This window comes from Nonomuraea monospora (assembly GCF_039531895.1).
In the GTDB taxonomy this organism is placed as follows: Bacteria; Actinomycetota; Actinomycetes; order Streptosporangiales; family Streptosporangiaceae; genus Nonomuraea; species Nonomuraea monospora.
Genome location: NZ_BAAAQX010000011.1, coordinates 258,669 through 276,443, shown reverse-complemented (window position 1 = coordinate 276,443; position 17,775 = coordinate 258,669). Strand labels below are relative to the sequence as shown.

Sequence of the window (17,775 nt, the reverse complement as noted above, 5' to 3'; positions counted from 1 at the left end):
TACGGCCGATTGCAAGCGGCGTGTGGCAGCATTCCGCGAAAAAGATCACGGGGAGGCGCGGGTGGCCGTCATCGTCGGCGTGCACGGGATCGGCAAGTACAACTACTACCTCGAAGCAGGCAAGTCCGCGACGGGGGCGGCCGAGGCCATGCGCCGCAAATGGGACCGTTACCTGCATACGGGGCTCGGCGGCGAGCCGCGCGCGTACTTCGCCGAGATCGCCTACTTCTCCCACCTCCTCAACGACGGCGACGGCGAGTACGACCCGGCGGCCCCCAGGCGGGCGATGGAGCTGCAGGCCCAGCAGATCCTCGTCGACTGGGCGCGGCAGATCGGCGTGGGCGAGCACGTCACGGGGGCGCTCAAGTCGTTCACCGGCTGGCTGCTGCAGCGGCTGGACGGCAGGTCGGCGGCGTTCGCCAAGCTGTTCGCGCCCGAGGTGGCCGCCTACCTCACCGACCAGGCCAGGCGGGAGAAGTCGCGGCAGGCCGTGGCCGAGTGCATCAGGAAGAACCGGCCGAAGGTGGTCATCGCCCACTCGCTCGGCAGCGTGGTCGCCTACGAGGCGCTGTGGGCCAACCCCGACCTGGAGGTGGACCTGCTGATGACGCTCGGCAGCCCCCTCGGCATGCGCAACGTCATCTTCGAACGCCTCCTGCCCGCCCCCGTCAACGGCCGCGGCGAGCGGCCCAAGGGCGTCAAGCGCTGGGTGAACATCGCCGACAAGGACGACATCGCCGCCATCCCGCCCGCGCTGGCCGCCAGCTTCACCGGCGTGGACGTCGAGCAGCTCGTCAACCTCGACTGGATCGACTTCCACACCGCCGCGAAGTATCTGGGCTGCCCGGCGCTCGACCCGCATCTGCGACCATTCCTGGCATGACGTGGATAGTCTTCGACTACGGCGGTGTCCTCTCCCTGCCGCAGCCCGAGTCCGACGCCGAGGCCATGGCGCTGGCCGTGGGGGCCGAGCCTGAGTCCTTCAAGCGCGGCTACTGGGAGCACCGGCTCGACTTCGACCGGGCGAGCCTGAGCCCGCACGCGTACTGGTCGGCCGTCCTGGGCAGGCCCGCCGCCCAGCGCGAGGTCGCGCGGCTGGTCGCCATGGACGTGGCGAGCTGGGCCTACCCCAACCGCGGCACCGTCACCCTGCTCGGCGAGCTGCTGGAGTCCGGCCGCGACGTGGCGCTGCTGTCCAACGCGCCTGTGTGCGTCGGAGACGGCCTGGACCAGCTTCCCTGGATCTCCGCCATCGGACGGCGCTTCTACAGCGGGAGGATGGGGCTGGTGAAGCCGGACCGGGAGATCTACGACGAGCTGGCGCGCGGGCTCGGCGCCGACCCGGCCGAGATCGTCTTCATCGACGACCGGCCCGAGAACGTCGAGGGGGCCCGGCGGGCGGGCATGACCGGGGTGCCCTTCACCGACGCTGACACGCTCAGGGCGGCGCTCCGTTAGACCCGGGACGCCCGCTGACCGACCGACGCTGTTCACCCGCGCTTGACTCCGCGGTCACGGCGGAGTCAGCGCAGGTGGACATACCTGGGACGTGGACCGCAGAGCCTTCCTGACAGCGGCGACAGCCGGCCTTCTCCTCCCGCAGCCCGCCGCCCCGGCGGCGGCCGTGTCCTCCTCCAGGACACTCAGATCCGACCCGTTCACCCTCGGCGTGGCCTCCGGCGACCCCTCCGGCGACGGCTTCGTCCTGTGGACCAGGCTGGCCGCCGACCCGCTCGGCGGCGACGGCCGCGGCGGCATGCCCTCCCGCGACGTCGAGGTCGGCTGGCAGGTCGCCACGGACGAGCGCTTCGCCAAGGTGGTCAAGTCCGGAACGGCCACCGCGAGGGCACGCGACGCCCACAGCGTGCACGTCGAGCTGAAAGGCCTCGAACCGGGACGCGACTACTTCTACCGGTTCAAGAGCCAGGGCCGCCTCTCCCCGGCCGGCCGCACCAGGACGTCGCCCGCCGGGGAGACCCCCCTCAACTTCGCGGTGGCCGCCTGCGCCCACTACGAGCACGGCTACTACACCGCCTACCGCCGCCTCGCCGAGCAGGAGCCCGACCTGGTCGTCTTCCTCGGCGACTACATGTACGAGTACGGCCCCAGCGGCTACACCGCCCTCGCCGGCCGCGTACGCACCCACACGCCGGGCAAGTGCCAGACGCTCGCCGACTACCGGCTCAGGCACGCCCAGTACAAGAGCGACCCCGACCTCCAGGCCGCGCACGCCGTCGCGCCGTGGCTGATGTCGTTCGACGACCACGAGGTGGAGAACAACTGGGCCGGCCACGTCTCCAGCACCGGCGCGCCGGGCTTCGAGCAGCGGCGCGCGCAGGCGTTCAGGGCCTACTACGAGAACATGCCGCTGCGCCGCGCCAGCCTCCAGGGCGCCGTGCTCCGGGTCAACCGCCGCGTCTCCTGGGGCACGCTGGCGCGCTTCCACCTGCTCGACACCCGGCAGTTCCGCGACGACCAGGCCTGCCTGGACGGGGTGCGGGCGGGCTGCGACGAGCGGCTCGCGGACCGGCGCACGCTGCTCGGCGACGACCAGTGGCGCTGGCTGGAGAGCGGCCTGAACGACTCCGCCACCCGCTGGAACCTGCTCGGCCAGCAGATCATGGTGGCCCACCGCGACTACAAGATCGGGCCGGGACGCGAGGTGAACCTCGACTCGTGGGACGGGTACGCGGCCGAGCGGACGCGGCTGCTCGGGTCCCTGGCGCGGACGGCCAACCCCGTGGTGCTGACCGGTGACGCGCACATGCACCACCTGGCCGAGCTGAAGACCGACTTCGACGATCCCGACTCGCCGGTGGTGGCCAGGGAGCTGGTGGCGTCGTCGATCGCCAGCGATGGGGACGGGTACCGGGACCGGACGTGGATCTCGGAGGCGTTGCAGGAGAATCCGCACATCTCCTACATCGATCAGCGGCGGGGGTACTTGATGGCGCGGCTGACCCGGGATGAGTTGTCGGTGGATTTCCGGACGTTGGATTACATCTCCCGCAGGGGTGCGCGGGCCAAGACCGCCCACCGGCTCACCATCCCGGCCGTCACCGGGGCCGCCGCAGCCGGTCAGGCCGCGGCGCCGCGCGTCGGGTGAGGCGCGGGCCGAGTCGCTGGAGGCCGGCTCAGAGCCTGGGGAACGCGGGCTGAGGGGTGCGCTTTCAGGGGCGCGCGTTTGCTGAACGTCCGCTGGGAGCCCGCTGAGGATCCGCTCAACCATTTTGTCCGCATGATGGGACCCGGCCGGACTCCGAGTGGCAGGTGTGGAGTCCGGCCGGGTGGACCGGGCCGGGCGGGCGGGTGGTTTCCGTCCGGACCGGTCGTTCAGGGGCCGGGGCCGGTCCCGCACGGCGGCGGGACGCGTCCGGCGCGGCGAAGGGGCGTGCGGCGGGTCATGCGTCCGGCCAGCTTCCGTCAGGGAACTCGCCCGACGTGGTGCCCGACATGACCACCTGGTCGGCCTCGGTCAGCCCGGACACGACCTCCACGTACTGGTCCCCGCGCACCCCGGTGCGCACCACCTTCGCCGAGTCCCGGCCGCCGGAGCGCACGGTGACCACCTGGGTCCCGTCCGACCTGGTACGCACCGCCGCGGCAGGCACGTAGACGGCGTCCGCTGACTCGTCCGTGGTGATCGTCACCGAGGCGGTCTGGCCGAGCATCAGCCCGGCGGGCGGCTCGTCGAAGGCGAGGGTGACCGAGTAGCGGACGAGCTGGCCGTCCACGGTCGCGGTCGGCGCGATAGCCGTGACCGTTCCCTGGTACTTCTCGCCGTTCCTGGTGGCCAGCGTGATCTGCGCCTTCTGGCCGAGTTTGAGGCGGTTCACGTCGGACTCGGTGACCATGGCCGAGATCTGCAGCTCGTTCAGGTCGCCGAGGCTGATGAACGTGCCGGTGCCCGCCGTGTCGCCCGTCTTGCCGCCGATCGACAGGATCGTGCCGGACGCCGGAGCCACGATGCGGGTGCCGTGCACCACGTCGGCGGCCTGCTCCAGGGCGGCCTCGGCGCGGTCCACGTTCGCGGTGGCCTGCTCCTCGCTCGCCCCGCCCCTGGCGGCCTGGCCCGTGCCCGGGGTGCCCGCCGGGTTGCCGGTGTTCCCGGTGCCGCCCGGGGTGGCGCAGGAGCCCTGTGACGGTTGCGGGCTGGTTCTGGCCTTTCCGCTCGTCGTGGGCTTGACGGTCGGCTTCCGGCTGGTGGAGGGCTTGGCGGTGGTCGATGGCTTGGCGGTGGTCGGGGGCTTGGCGGTGGTGGACGGGCGGGCGGACGTGGTGGGGGAGCCGGTGGAGGTCGGCTGGCCCTCCGGGTGGCCGGTGCCCGTTCCGCCGCCGCCGGACGTCGGGGTGGCGGTGACCGTCGTGGTGACGGTGGCCGTGGCCGTCACGGTGACCGTCACCGTGGGCTGGGGCTCGGGGTCCGAAGGGCCGGGGGTGGGGGTGGTCGTGGGGTGCGGTGAAGGGTCGGGCGTGGGGCTGGTGCTCGTGCCGTCGCCGGACGGTGCGGACGGCCCGAACACACCGCCGCCCCGCGCGGCCGAGCCACCGCCCTGCGCTGCCTGGCCGCCGCTTCGCGTTGCCGCGCTACTGGCCTGCGCTGCCTGGCCGCCGCCCTGCGCTGCCTGGTCGCCGCTGCTCGCCGTCGGGTTGGCGCCCTGCGTCGTCGGGGTGCCGCTGCCTTGCGCGCCTGGGTTGCCACCGCCGGTCGCCTGGGGCGCGGGTACGCCGCTCACGACGCCGCCGGTGGCGGCCGGGCCCGAGGGGGCGGCGCCGCCGGTCGGGGCGGGAGTGCCGGTCGCCTTGCCGGAGGGGGCCGGGGTGGCGCCCTTCGCGGGCGTGGTCGCGGCGGGCGCGCAGGTCGTGCCGGTACGGCCGCCGCCACCAGGCGTGGAGGCCCGCCCGCCGGTACCGGCCGAGGACGCGGCGGAAGCCCCACCGCCGGTGCCGGTCGCGGAGGTCCCGGTAGCGCCGGTGGTGGCGGAGGTTCCGGAGGCCGAGGAGGTCCCGCCGGCGCCCGTCGAGCTGCCCGCGGCCGTCCCGGAGGACGCCGCCGTCCCGGAGGACGCCTGCTCCAGCGCCTCCTCCGCAGCCGCCAGATCGGCCTTGGCCGCCGCGTACGCCTCGCGCGCCGCCCGCCCGTCGATCCTGGCCAGGACCTGGCCCTTCTTCACCTTGGTCCCGACCTTGACGTACACCTTGGTCAGCGTCCCCGAGGAGCCGAACGCCAGGTCCCTGCGCGAGCCGTCCACGGTGCTCCCCGCCGCGCTCACCGAGGCCGTGACCAGGCCGCGCTGGGCGGAGGCCAGCCGTACCTGGACGGTGGGCGGGGTGTCGTCGCGCAGCGCCAGCACGAGGCCGGAGCCGGCCACGAGCACGGCGAGGGCGAGGCCGCCCAGCGCGAAAGTCGGTCTCATGACGGCACATCATGTCCGAGCAGGATCGCGCCAGCCTGCGAGCACCCTCAGAGTTACCTGGAGGCCCGCGCGGAGCCCTGCGTTCCCAGCGGACGTTCAGCTTGCCCACGGCTACGGCGCAGCATCGTGTGCAAGGGTCCTCGCTCGTGAAGGTGTCGATCAGGCGCAGAGCGCTGATTACCAACGGAGCGCTCGCGCTGCTCCTGCTGGGCGGTGCCGGGCTCGCCTACGCTCAGCTCGGCACGGGACAGGCCGCGGGTGAGACCGCCGTGCGGACGGTGACCGCGGGCCGGGGGTCCGTGACCGCCTCGGTGTCCGCGTCGGGAGCGGTCGAGAGCTCGCAGGCCAGGGCGCTCTCGTTCGGGACGAGCGGGACCGTGGAGAAGATCTACGTCAAGGCCGGGGACAAGGTGGCCAAGGGCGACATCCTGGCCAGGCTGGACGACGCCGCCTCCCAGGAGAGCCTGTCGGCCGCGAAGGCCACGTACCAGAGCGCCCTGGACGACGGGACGGACACGGCGCAGCTCTACGCCGCCTACATCAAGGCGCGCAACGCCTACAGGGAGGCCCAGCGCACGGTCGCGGGCACCGTGCTGAAGGCGCCGTTCAAGGGCACGGTCACGGCGGTGAACGGCTCCGTGGGCGGATCGGCGGGTGGCTCCGCGGGCGGCTCGGCCTCGGGAGGCTCCGGGTCCGGCAGCGGCCAGAGCTCCACGGCCGCGACGGGCGGAACGGGGTCGTCCTCGGCGTCGTCCGGCTTCGTCGAGCTGGCCGACACCGCCAAACTCCAGCTCGTGGGCACCTTCACCGAGTCGGACGTCGGCAAGCTGAAGCAGGGCCAGGAGGCCACGATCACGTTCGACGCGCTGCCGGGCGTCACGGCCACCGGTGAGGTCACGCAGATCGAGCCGGTCGCCGCCACCAGCAACAACGTGGTGCAGTACCCGGTCACGATCACCTTCACCAAGGTGCCGAGCCAGGTCAGGCTGGGCCAGACCGCGACCGTCGAGGTGGTGGTGGGCCAGGCGGAGAACGTCGTCACCGTCCCGTCCACCGCGATCTCCACCAGCGGCGGCCAGACCACGGTCACCGTCCTGAAGGACGGCCGGCAGACCAGGACGCCCATCGAGGTGGGCGTGCAGGGCGCCACGCTGACCGAGGTCAAGTCGGGTGTGTCGGAGGGCGACCAGCTCGTGCCCCCGGCCACGACCACCGGCACGAGCGGCAACGGGGGCAACGGCGGCGGCGGGATGCGCGGCGTCGGCGGCACCGGTGGCTTCCCCGGAGGCGGCGGCATGCCGGGCGGCGGGCGATGACGGCCGCGGGCCTGCGCGTCGTGGAGCCCGTCCCGGTCCTGCGCGTGCAGAGCCTGGTCAAGGAGTACGGCGAGGGCGACGCCAGGGTGCGCGCCCTGCGCGGCATCAGCCTGGACGTCCAGCGGGGCGACTACGTGGCCATCATGGGGGCCTCCGGCTCCGGCAAGTCGACGCTCATGAACATCCTCGGCTGCCTCGACGTCCCGACGTCCGGCTCGTACCTCATCGACGGCGCCGACGTCGGCCTGCTGAACGAGCACCAGCTCGCCATCCTGCGCAACCGCCGGGTCGGGTTCGTCTTCCAGTCGTTCAACCTCATCCCGCGCATGAGCGCGCTGGCCAACGTGGAGCTGCCGCTCGTGTACGGCGGCGTCGGCCAGGCGGAGCGGCGCGAGCGGGCGCTGGCCGCGCTGGAGCAGGTCGGCCTGACCGACCGCGTGCACCACGAGCCGAACCAGCTCTCCGGCGGCCAGCAGCAGCGGGTGGCCGTGGCCAGGGCGCTGGCCAACGAGCCCGCCCTGCTGCTGGCCGACGAGCCGACCGGCAACCTCGACACCGCCTCCACCAACGACGTCCTGGAGATCATGGACAGGCTCAGCGCGTCCGGCCGGACGATCGTGATCATCACGCACGAGGACGACGTGGCCGCGCACGCCAAGCGGGTGATCAGGCTGGTGGACGGCCAGATCGTGGAGGACCGCCGCCAGGCGCCGGTGGACGGGCCGCCGCCGCGCCTGCGGGAGAACGACGGAGCGGTCGTCCAGTGAACCAGATCGAGATCCTCCGCTTCGCGCTGCGCGGCCTGCTGGCCAACAAGATGCGCAGCGCGCTGACCACGCTCGGCATCCTCATCGGCGTGGCCGCGGTCATCATGCTGGTCGCGGTCGGCGAGGGCTCCTCGCAGAGCATCACGCAGAACATCCAGCGCCTCGGCGCGAACACGCTGACCATCTCCCCGTCCTTCTCCGGAGGCGGGGGCGGCGGCGGGGGCGGCGCGATGCGCGGTCCCGGCGGCGGTGGCGGGAACACCGGCCCGCGCACCCAGGCCAGGCAGCTCAGCCTGGCCGACGCCAAGGCGCTGACCGACAGGACGCTCGCCCCGTCGGTGCAGAGCGTCTCGCCGGTGGTCAACGCCTCCTCCGCCACCGCCACGTACGGCGCCGCCAGCCACGCCGTCTCGCAGTTCGTCGGCACCTACCCCAGCTATTTCGAGGCCGTCAACAAGCCCGTCGCCAAGGGCACCTACTTCTTCAACGACGACGTGCTGGCCGCCAGGAAGGTCGTGGTGCTGGGCCAGACCGTGGTGGAGGAGCTGTTCGGCGCCGTGGACCCGATCGGCAAGCAGATCAGCGTGTCAGGGGTGCCGTTCACGGTGGTGGGCGTGCTGAAGGAGGCCGGGTCGACCGGCATGCAGGACGCCGACGACGTGGCCATCGCGCCGCTGCCGGCCGTGCAGCAGAGCCTGAGCGGGTTCGGCTCGCTCGGCCAGATCGTGGTGCAGGCCACCTCGGCGCAGACCACCACGTCAGCGCAGGCCGAGGTCACGGCTATCCTCAACCAACGACACGGCATCACCGACAACAATCCCGACTACCGCATTCTCAACCAGGCCACTCTGCAGGAGACCGTCAGTGAGGCGACCGGCACCTTCACCGTGCTGCTGGGCGCCGTCGCCGCGATCTCGCTGCTGGTGGGCGGTATCGGCATCACCAACATCATGCTGGTGACGGTCACCGAGCGCACGCGCGAGATCGGCATCCGCAAGGCCATCGGCGCGCCCAGGAGCGCCATCCTCGGCCAGTTCCTGATGGAGGCGACGCTGCTGAGCCTGATCGGTGGGCTGTCGGGGGTGCTGGTGGCGTTTGTGGGGACCAGGTTCACCATCGCCGGCATCGAACCGGTCCTCGTGCCGTCATCGGTGGTGCTTGCGCTGGGCGTGTCGCTGGGGATCGGGCTGTTCTTCGGCAGTTATCCCGCCAACAGGGCGGCCAAGCTCAGGCCGATCCAGGCCTTGCGCCACGAGTAAGGAGACAAGGACATGGCCGACAGCGCCGACAGCATGGACAAGCTGGGCTCCTCGCCGTTCCCCGACGACCTGCGGGAGGAGCTCGCCGTCCAGCCCGCCAAGGGCGCCTCGAAGGTCACGCTGGCGCTGGCCGCCGGCGTCGTCCTGGTGGCCGGGATCCTGATCGGCATCCAGGCGGAGACCTGGTTCGGCTCCGCCGACACGCCCGCGCAGGCCGCGGGCGCGCAGCGCCCCGGCGGCGGGTACGGCCAGCAGCAGGGCGGCTTCGGCGGCCAGCGCGGCCAGTTCCCCGGCGGCGGTCAGCAGCAGCCCGGCGGGGGCCAGCAGCCAGGCCAGGGGCAGCAGCCGGGCGGCGGGCAGCGGATGGGCGGCGGCGGCACCGTCGGCACGGTCGAGAAGATCGAGGACGGCAAGGTGTACGTCAAGACCATGGACGGCTCCACCGTCACGGTCACCACCACCGACCAGACCACCGTGCAGATCTCCAAGCCGGGTAAGGTCTCCGACCTGGAGGCCGGCACCACCATCGTGGTGCGCGGCCAGCAGGGCGCCGACGGCGCGGTCGCGGCCACCTCGATCAGCCAGGGGAGCCAGGGATTCCAGGGAGGAGGCCCACGATGAGCGAGCCCGAGGCCAAGCTGCTGGTCGTCGATGACGAGCCCAACATCAGGGAGCTGTTCTCCGCCAGCCTGCGCATGGCCGGGTTCGAGGTGCTGACGGCGGCCGACGGCATGGAGGCCCTGCGGGTGGCCGAGGAGAGCACGCCCGACCTGGTGATGCTCGACGTGATGCTGCCCGATCTGGACGGCCTGGCGGTCGCGGGCAGGCTGCGGTCCCGCGGCCGCCGGGTCCCCGTGCTGTTCGTGACCGCCAAGGACACGCCGGAGGACCGCATCGCCGGGCTCGGCCTCGGCGAGGACTACGTGACGAAGCCGTTCAGCCTGGAGGAGGTCATCGCCCGCATCAGGGCGGTGCTGCGCAGGACCAGGCGCGGCGCCCCGCCGCCGAACCGCCTGCGCGTCGCCGACCTGGAGCTGGACGAGGAGAGCCACGAGGTCTGGCGCGACGGCGTGCCCGTGCGGCTGTCGCCGACCGAGTTCCGGCTGCTGCAGTACTTCATGCTGAACGTGGGCCGCGTCCTGTCCAAGACGCAGATCCTCGACCACGTCTGGAACGGCGACTGGCGCACCGACGTCGGCCTCGTCGAGTCGTACGTCTCCTACCTGCGCCGCAAGGTCGACACCGGCGAACGCAAGTACCTGCACACCCTGCGCGGAGTCGGCTACATCCTGCGCCCGCCGAGAGTATGAGCGGGCGCCTGTCCACGGCCGCGAGCGGGCTCAGGAAGCAGCTCGCCAGGGCGCCGCTCTGGCTGCGCCTGGTCTCGGCCACCCTCCTGCTCGTCACGGTCGCCATCACGGCGACCGGCCTGTTCGCCGTGCGGCTGCTGCGCAGCTACCTCGTCGAGCGGGTGGACGGGCAGCTCCGCGTCGCCACCGCGCCGCGCGACCCGCCCCCGCCGCCGGAGGAGCCCCGCCCCGACGGACGGCCGCAACGCTACTTCGGCCTCTTCCACGGCGTCGTCCTGGACCCGAACGGCGCGATCCTGCGGACCATCAGCGAGTCCACCGAGGAGCACACGCCCGACCTGCCCCGGCTGACCCTCGCCGAGGTCATCGAGCTCAAGGGGCGGCCCTTCACCGTGGAGTCCCTCGACGCGGGCGGCCCGAGCTGGCGGGTCGTCGCCGTGCCCACGCGCGGCGGCCAGAGCCGCATGATGGCCATCAGCACCGCCGACGTGGACGCCACCGTCTCCCAGCTCATCCTCATCGTGGCCGCCGGCGGCGGCAGCACGCTCGTCGTGCTCGGCTTCGTCTGCTACGGGCTGGTCCGCCGCAGCCTGCGGCCCCTGCGCCAGATCGCGAGCACCGCCAACGACATCGCCGACGGCGACCTGTCGCGCCGCGTGCCCCTCTGGGCCGGCAGCACCGAGGTCGGCAAGCTGGGCCGCTCGCTCAACACCATGCTCGCCCAGATCGAGGTGGCCGTCCGCGAGCGCGAGGAGGCCGCCGAGTCCGCCCGCGAGTCCGCCACCGCCGCCCGCGAGTCCGCCACCGCCGCCAGGCGCTCGGAGGAGCTGATGCGGCGCTTCATGGCCGACGCCTCCCACGAGCTGCGCACGCCGCTGACCTCGATCAGGGGCTTCGCCGAGCTGTACCGGCTGGGGGAGGAGAAGGACCTGGCCGAGGCCGTACGGCTGCTGAGCCGCATCGAGGGGCAGGCCGCCCGCATGGGGCTGCTCGTGGAGGACATGCTCCTGCTGGCCCGCCTCGACCAGCGGCGCGAGCTGGCCATGCGGCCCGTGGACCTGCTCAGCCTGGCCGCCACCGCCGTCATCGACGCGCAGACGCTGGCGCCCGACAGGAAGATCGAGCTGGTCCGGCTGTTCGGCGGCGAGGGCGACGTGACCGTGATCGGCGACGAGCCGCGCCTCGGCCAAGTGATCAACAACTTGGTCACCAACGCGCTCACCCACACCCCGCCCGGCACCCCGTTCCAGGTGCGCGTCGGACTGAACGGCGAGCAGGCCGTGGTCGAGGTGGCCGACGAGGGGCCGGGGTTCGCGGCGGACGTGGCGGAGCGGGTGTTCGAGCGCTTCTACCGGGCCGACCCCGCCCGCAGCGCCGGAGGGTCGGGGCTGGGGCTGTCGATCGCGGCGACGCTGGTGGAGGCGCACGGCGGGGTCGTGATGGCGGAGAGCGAGCCGGGCAAGGGCGCCCTGTTCCGCGTCGTCCTGCCGGTGAACCAGCCCGACCCGGAGCACTAGCCTCTTCGCGGGGGGCCCAGCCCTTCACCCGAAGGTGTAGCCGTACAGCCCGGTCCCCTTGTCGAGCTGCCGCACCTTGCCCAGCTCCACCCGCCCCGCCTCCCGCTTCCCCGGCGCGTACATGATCAGCCCCTGGTCCGGCGCGGCCACCACCAGCCCGTACACCGGGGGCCGCTTGGCCAGCGCCCGGTACCGCTCCCAGCCGGGCAGCGCGGTCACCGACGCCCCGAAATCCTGTCCCTCGCCCTTGACCAGCAGGTTCCCCGCCCGCGTCAGCCCGCCGGACGAGCGCCCCGCCAGCACCTGCACGGCCTTCTCGCCGGGCACCCCGACGGCCAGCTCGTCGTTGCCGTCGCCGTTGAAGTCCCCGGCGGCCAGCGAGGTGCCGAACCGGTCGTAGTAGCGGGGCTTGCCGTCGAGCGTGTTCTGCGACCACGCCTCTGTCCTGTCGGTACGCAGCCCGGCGCGTGAGCCGTACAGGACGTCCACCGTCCCGTCGCCGTAGTCCATGGCCCGCTGGTTGGCGCTGAGCCCCTCGCCTGGCACCCCGATCGCCAGGTCGGCCTTGCCGTCGCCGTTGAAGTCGCCGGTCGTCAGCGCGGCGCCGAAGTTGTCCCACTTCTCGGCGGCGCCCTTGATCCCTGGCGTGCTCTGGGTGAGCAGCCGGGCCCGCTTCCCGCGCACGTCGATCACGGTGACCGAGCCCTGCCCGTCCACCTTCACGCTGTCGGCGGGCGCCCCCACGACCAGCTCGTCCCGCCCGTCCCCGTCGAAGTCGCCGGTCGCCAGCGACGCCCCCCACTGGTCGGTGACGTTCGCGGCCTGCCGCACCCACGGGGTCTTCTGCGTGATCTGGTACGGCTTGCGGCCCTTCATCCAGTACACGGTCACCGCCCCGCCCGACCGGTGACTCGGCGCCCCCACGGCCAGCTCGTCCCTGCCGTCCCCGTCGAGATCCCCGGCCGCCAGCGACGCCCCGAACCGGTCGCTGGACGGCTTGCCCAGCCTCAGCTCCCTCCCGGCCACGAGCCCTTCCGGTGACCCGTCGAAGAGCTGCACCACCCCGTTCCCGTCCCCGCCGGGCACCCGCTCACCCACGAACTCCTCCGACACCCCGACGGCCAGATCGGCGCACCGGTCACCGTTGAAGTCCCCCACGGCCAGCGCCGACCCGAACGAGTCGCCCGGCTCCGCGCCCCGCTGGGTGAGCTTCACCTTCTCGCCCGTCCCATACATGACGGTGACGGAACCGGCCCTGGTGGCGTCGTACGGGGCGGCCACGGCCAGGTCGGGGCGGCCGTCGGCGTCGAAGTCGAGCGGGTGACCGCCGCACGCGCGGGCGGCGGCCGGAGTCGCTCCTGAGGTCAGCGGGAGGATCAGGCAGGCGGCGAGCAGCGCATTCATACCGGAAGTAATGACCAGACAGGTCGAACCGGGTCTTAACGGCGCGAGAACGGGCCTGAAGGACGGGATGCACATCCAACCCCCGTACCGGTCTCCGGCGTGGGAGGATTTCGCCACCTGGCCCGAGGTGAGGTGGACTGATGACCGCGCGCCATGCCCTGCTGATCGGCGTCCCGAAATGCGACAACCAGGACTTGCGGAACATTGAGGGCGCCGTGCGTGAGAACGTGCGCCTCATGCAACAGGCGCTCGAACAGTCGGGCTACCAGGTCGCTACCCTCGGCGGTCCGGATGGGCCGGAGCCGGGCGTCGGCCGCATCGACCAGACCATCGAGGAGCACTGCAAGACGGTGCCCGAAGGCGGCGTCCTGTTGCTGTACTTCTCCGGCCACGGCGTCACCGTCGAGGGCGAGGACTATCTGGTCCCCGGCGACGCCAGCCGGGCCGGGACGTCCGCCGCCAGACACCTGATCCCGCTCATTCCCGACTCCGTCAGACGCGGCAAGGCCCGGCTCGTGGTCTTCTTCGTGGACGCTTGCAGAGACCGCCCAGACGAGGACCCGGTGCGGATCGAGCTGGACCACGGGCCGTTCGTCCTGATCACCGGATGCGGGCCCGGCCGGCAGTACCGGTACGGCGAGGAGGGCAGCCTGTTCACCCAGGTGCTCGCTCAGGTGCTCGGCCAGCGCAACCCCGCCCGCACGGTGCTGCAGGTGTTCGACGAGGTCACCAAGAAGATGCCCGGGGCTCGGCCTCCGCACCTCTTCCCTGAGCGGTCGCTGGTGCGAGATGTGGAGATCTGCGAGGGGAACGAACTGGCCCTGGCCTGGCGCAGGTCGGTGAACAAAGCGAAGGAGAAGGCGCCGCAGGTTCCGGACAAGGCGTGGGAAGCCGTGCACGAGGTGGTGGAAACCTGCGCCGCGCATCGCAACAGCGCCCTCGCGGAGCTGAGAAAGTCCGGGATCGAGGACCCCTGGCACGACCAGGACTATCCGAACCGGATCCTCGACCGCGTGTACGACCTGCTCGGCGACTTCACGGATCTCTCCCCGGAGGAGGTGACACTGCTCATCGTGGCCCCCTTCCTGCGCGAGCGGTTGCTCGCGGAGGGCATCCATCAGGCGGCCGGACTCCACCTCGACGACTTCAGGCGCACGTACGACGCGGGCCCCCGCAACGACCTGGAGATCACGCACGAGTCGTACCGGCACGTGGTGCAACGGGCCGAAGGGCTGGCCGCCAGAGGGGACGAGGCGTCAGCGCATGCTCTCGCGATGTGGCTGGTGCATCAATGGCAGGCGACCCGGTTTTCCCTGTGGCAGGGAAACCAGACCGGGCCTGTCTACTGGGAAGCCGTCACGAAGCTGAAGTTCGGCCCCGGGGACGTGCTGGCCGAGCGGATCCTCCCGTTACGGACCTTCGTCGGCGGCGTGGGCGCCGAGCTGGACGGGTTGCCGCCGGGCCTCGGCGAACGGTGGCGGACGCTGACACACGTGCTGGCCCTGGCCGGGACACTCGCGATCGACGTCCGACGGCTGCCTCCCGTCATCGCCGATCACCTCGGCACCCAGCTGGAGTTGCCGCTCAGCACGGTCCTCCTGACGGCCGAGCGAGTGCAGTGGCACCGTGAGAACAACTCATACGACCTCGACCGCCGCTGCGAACACCCGGCACTGCACCTTGCCCTGCAGCACGTCGCGCAGCGCGGCAACGCCTTGCTCACCGCTGCGATCGAGGATCGGACCCTGGCGAGATCCCTGGTCGAGAAGCTTCCCGGCAGAGTGACGAGCGACGAGCTGCGCCCCGCGCACCGGGACGCGGAAACGCTCGCGTACAAGGCTCCGGTCGTGACGTTCCGGCTGGCCGAGGACAAGGTGCGCGATCTTCTCATGGGCCGCCAGCTCTACGACGAACCGTCCCTGGCCCTCCGGGAGCTGTACCAGAACGCCTTGGACGCCTGTAAATGGCGTGGCGTCCGACATGCATACAGCGGGACCACCGATGAGTGGACCGGGAAGATCATCTTCAGGACGGGTGAGCAGGGCGGGCGGGCATACATCGAGTGCGTGGACAACGGCATCGGCATGGACGCGGACATACTGGAGCACGTCTTCGCGAGCGCCGGGGAGCGGTTCGTCTACCAACAGGAATTCCGGAAAGAGCAGGCGGACTGGGAGGCGCGGACACCACCACTCCGCATGGTGCCCAACAGCCAGTTCGGCGTCGGAGTATTCAGCTACTTCATGCTGGCTGACGAGATGACGGTCGTCACCCGCCGCTTCCTCAGGACGGGCGTTGTCGACCCGCAGGCCTATGAGGCGCACATCACCAGCAGCGGCAGCGTTCTGCGGATCACCCCGGTCGAAGGCATGCGGAAGGGCGGAACCCGTGTCCGGCTCTACCTGTCGGGCGATGTGGACGGTTCCGTGCTGCGCGCCCTGCGAGACGTGTTGTGGGTGAGCGAGTACGACGTGGATGCGCCGGAAGGCGATGTGTGGCGGGCGGGAGACCTGCGGTTCCAGGACAAGGCGAAGAAGTGCGGGGAGAACCTGTGGTGGGTGTCCGGCAAGGGAGGTTTGCTGGCGGACGGGATCCGTACGAGCGAGGACATGTTCGGCCTGGTCGTCAATCTGCGAGACACACGCCGCCCGCAACTCACGGTCGACCGTAAGAAGCTGCGGAACTGGGACAAGAAGTGGGTTACGGCGGAGATCGATCGCTATCTGCCTGAGCTGGAGGAATGGGAAGGACTGACCCTGTCCTGGCTCTGGCAGATGGCAAATCAGTCACCAGAGGTGGCTGAGCAGGTCTTCCGGCATCTGGCACGGGTCGACAAGCGGATTCCGGCCGGGACGCCCTGGGATCCGAACAAGCCGGTCCGGGTCGGTCTCCTCGGTTGTCTGCCGGAAGATGAAAGGGTCCTTCTATGGAAGGGTTACACGCGTGTCCACTGGGTTCGCGTTTGGAGAGCGATGCAGTGGCACGAAGCGACAGGCGAAATGCTCTTCAGAGGCTGGGACGAGACGGGACCGGGAACCAGTGCGGGGCATCCGCTTGTCGGCCCGGTGGACGCCGCGCTGCTGACCCGGCTCAGAATCCTCGACACAGGTCCCGTGGTTCACATCGAGGACCTGATCGACGGGTTGACCGATCAGGAGGAGGGCGTGGTCGACCGGCTCAGAAGGCTGCGCCGATACGCGATCACGGGACTCGACGTTTCGTGCGCACGTGATCTTCCACCAGTGGCGGGGCCTGTCAAGGAGGAGCTTGGGCCACTGCTCGCGGCCCTCCTGGCGTGGTCCCGCTCGGGAAACCCGCCTCGCGAAAAGGCATCCTCGGGATTTCTCGTCCGTGCCTCCCAGGAGCTCGACCTTCCCGTCGGCGAGGTGCTCAGGCGCGCCGCCGAGCTCGCGCCGCGCGAGTGGGTCGCGCCGGACCTTCAGCTCGGAGAACTGGCCGGCGAGGTCTGCACCTCAGCGGACGTGGTGCTGATGTCCAGGCGCCTGGACGGGCGTTGGCCGTGGACCGTGGACGAGCTGGGCCCGTCCCAGGTGGCCAGAGCCAGTCAAAGGCTTGACCGCAGCCTCGAAGAGGTGCTGGAGCGATGCGACCGGCTCGCGCCTTTCGGCGTGCGAGTCGTCGGGCGCGAGCGCTACCCGGACGCCATCGACAACTTGGAGCGTGAGGCGCTCCGACACGTCAAGGAGATGGGGAGGTGCTTGACTCCGCTGGAACTGGTATCGATCGCCGCCAAGTGGTCGCTGTCCGTTCTTCAGGTGTACGACAGATTAGGAGGACTGGAGCGGTGTCGTCTGCTGAAGCGGCCTGACATCTCCGGCCTGCCCAAGGACTATCCGCTCGGGCAGGACGAGGACGAATTCATCGACACTTTTCTATCGTTCTATGACTGCGGAATGAGATATGTCTTGCCGCCTCGCGCCGCGGCCCGGCGGATCGCCGGTTTGCTGGGCCGCGGCAGCCGGTTGTCCGGCCGTGAGCAGGCGTGCGCCGGCGTGCTGGCCCCTTTCGCCACGCCCGACGAGCCCTTCACCATGACGGACTTCGTCTACCTGGCCGCTACCTTCGAGTCCGGGATCCGGGAAGCACGCGAGCATCTCCTGCGCACCTTCCCCGGAGCCAGTGCCGAGCCGATCTCCGGTGACACGATCTCGCTGCCGCCGTCATCCCACCTCAGAAGTCTGCTTTCGAATGATTACCGGTCCCAGCCGCTGCAGTGGGATCTCTCTCCAGGGGCGCTCATCTCCGCGGCCCACGATGCCAATCTGACCCTTGGCGCCTACGTCCGGCGCCTGCGACCGTACCTGCCGCCAGGCGTGCCCCTGCGGGAGATTCGCGATGCCGACCTTGATGAGACAAGACTCACGGAGGAGGACACCGGGCTGCTACGCGTCCATGGCATCGAGGAAGACACCTACACCTCGACGGTGGACGCCCTCCACCTCGTACGAACCGCAGGCAAATACGGCCGCAAAGTCACCGAAACCCACCACCGCCTTCTCCGCTTCGCCCCTCTGGGTTTGACCCTCGCCTACCCCAACGACGCCTGCCCCGACGACATAGTCCACTGGCAGGACCTCCTCGCCCTGACCGTCCACCTCGACGGCCAGCCCCCGGCCATCACCGGACCGGTCACCCAGGACCACCTGGCCAAGGCCGCCTGGCAGCTCGAAGAAACCCCCGCCCAGGTCCGCGACCGCCTGGCCCGCTACGCACGCCTTTTCGCGCTGACCCTCCCCGAGCTCGAAGGGCTCCAGTAGCACGGGA

Annotated in this window: 12 protein-coding genes; 10 read left to right on the top strand and 2 right to left on the bottom strand. The window is 71.1% G+C overall.

The genetic code is table 11. The features are described 5' to 3' along the window. Nucleotides 1-61: 61 nt before the first annotated feature. The 3 genes from ABD331_RS23465 (at nucleotide 62) to ABD331_RS23455 (ending at nucleotide 3,106) form a co-directional block, all read left to right on the top strand. Nucleotides 62-883 (top strand): hypothetical protein, encoded by an 822-nt coding sequence (locus tag ABD331_RS23465; RefSeq protein ID WP_344478237.1) that lies wholly within the window; start codon nucleotides 62-64, stop codon nucleotides 881-883. Beyond that, entirely contained in the window at nucleotides 880-1,458 is a 579-nt protein-coding gene (locus ABD331_RS23460; RefSeq protein WP_344478234.1) for an HAD family hydrolase, read from the top strand. Before ABD331_RS23465 ends, ABD331_RS23460 begins: the two co-directional genes overlap by 4 nt. Before the next feature lie 91 nt (nucleotides 1,459-1,549). Next, complete coding sequence (locus ABD331_RS23455; RefSeq protein ID WP_344478232.1) at nucleotides 1,550-3,106, top strand: alkaline phosphatase D family protein; 1,557 nt, start codon at nucleotides 1,550-1,552, stop codon at nucleotides 3,104-3,106. 295 nt (nucleotides 3,107-3,401) lie between these two features. Here the strand turns inward: ABD331_RS23455 and ABD331_RS23450 are convergent, their stop codons facing one another. Continuing rightward, on the bottom strand, nucleotides 3,402-5,417 hold the full coding sequence (locus ABD331_RS23450; protein ID WP_344478230.1) for an efflux RND transporter periplasmic adaptor subunit: 2,016 nt from the start codon (nucleotides 5,415-5,417) through the stop codon (nucleotides 3,402-3,404). Nucleotides 5,418-5,563: 146 nt separating this feature from the next. Between ABD331_RS23450 and ABD331_RS23445 the strand changes: the two genes are divergently transcribed. Genes ABD331_RS23445 through ABD331_RS23420 form a run of 6 tightly spaced genes read left to right on the top strand, consistent with a single transcriptional unit; the run spans nucleotide 5,564 to nucleotide 11,586 of the window. Beyond that, on the top strand, nucleotides 5,564-6,733 hold the full coding sequence (locus ABD331_RS23445; RefSeq protein WP_344478228.1) for an efflux RND transporter periplasmic adaptor subunit: 1,170 nt from the start codon (nucleotides 5,564-5,566) through the stop codon (nucleotides 6,731-6,733). Continuing rightward, nucleotides 6,730-7,500 carry an ABC transporter ATP-binding protein gene (locus ABD331_RS23440; RefSeq protein WP_344478226.1) on the top strand — a complete coding sequence of 257 codons (771 nt, stop codon included), beginning with the start codon at nucleotides 6,730-6,732 and terminating at the stop codon, nucleotides 7,498-7,500. Before ABD331_RS23445 ends, ABD331_RS23440 begins: the two co-directional genes overlap by 4 nt. Then, nucleotides 7,497-8,759, top strand: a complete 1,263-nt coding sequence (locus ABD331_RS23435) for an ABC transporter permease (RefSeq protein WP_344478223.1) — start codon at nucleotides 7,497-7,499, stop codon at nucleotides 8,757-8,759. The genes ABD331_RS23440 and ABD331_RS23435 overlap by 4 nt, the downstream gene beginning before the upstream one ends. 12 nt (nucleotides 8,760-8,771) lie before the next feature. Continuing rightward, nucleotides 8,772-9,380, top strand: a complete 609-nt coding sequence (locus ABD331_RS23430; RefSeq protein WP_344478220.1) for a hypothetical protein — start codon at nucleotides 8,772-8,774, stop codon at nucleotides 9,378-9,380. After that, nucleotides 9,377-10,069, top strand: a complete 693-nt coding sequence (locus tag ABD331_RS23425; protein WP_344478218.1) for a response regulator transcription factor — start codon at nucleotides 9,377-9,379, stop codon at nucleotides 10,067-10,069. Before ABD331_RS23430 ends, ABD331_RS23425 begins: the two co-directional genes overlap by 4 nt. Then, entirely contained in the window at nucleotides 10,066-11,586 is a 1,521-nt protein-coding gene (locus ABD331_RS23420; RefSeq protein WP_344478216.1) for a sensor histidine kinase, read from the top strand. Before ABD331_RS23425 ends, ABD331_RS23420 begins: the two co-directional genes overlap by 4 nt. Before the next feature lie 24 nt (nucleotides 11,587-11,610). On the opposite strand, the gene ABD331_RS23415 is transcribed toward ABD331_RS23420, so the two are convergent. After that, nucleotides 11,611-12,990, bottom strand: coding sequence for an FG-GAP-like repeat-containing protein (locus ABD331_RS23415; RefSeq protein WP_344478214.1), 1,380 nt, complete (start codon nucleotides 12,988-12,990; stop codon nucleotides 11,611-11,613). Between the two features lie 140 nt (nucleotides 12,991-13,130). Between ABD331_RS23415 and ABD331_RS23410 the strand changes: the two genes are divergently transcribed. Continuing rightward, on the top strand, nucleotides 13,131-17,768 hold the full coding sequence (locus ABD331_RS23410; protein WP_344478211.1) for a wHTH domain-containing protein: 4,638 nt from the start codon (nucleotides 13,131-13,133) through the stop codon (nucleotides 17,766-17,768). The last annotated feature ends 7 nt before the right edge of the window (nucleotides 17,769-17,775 follow it).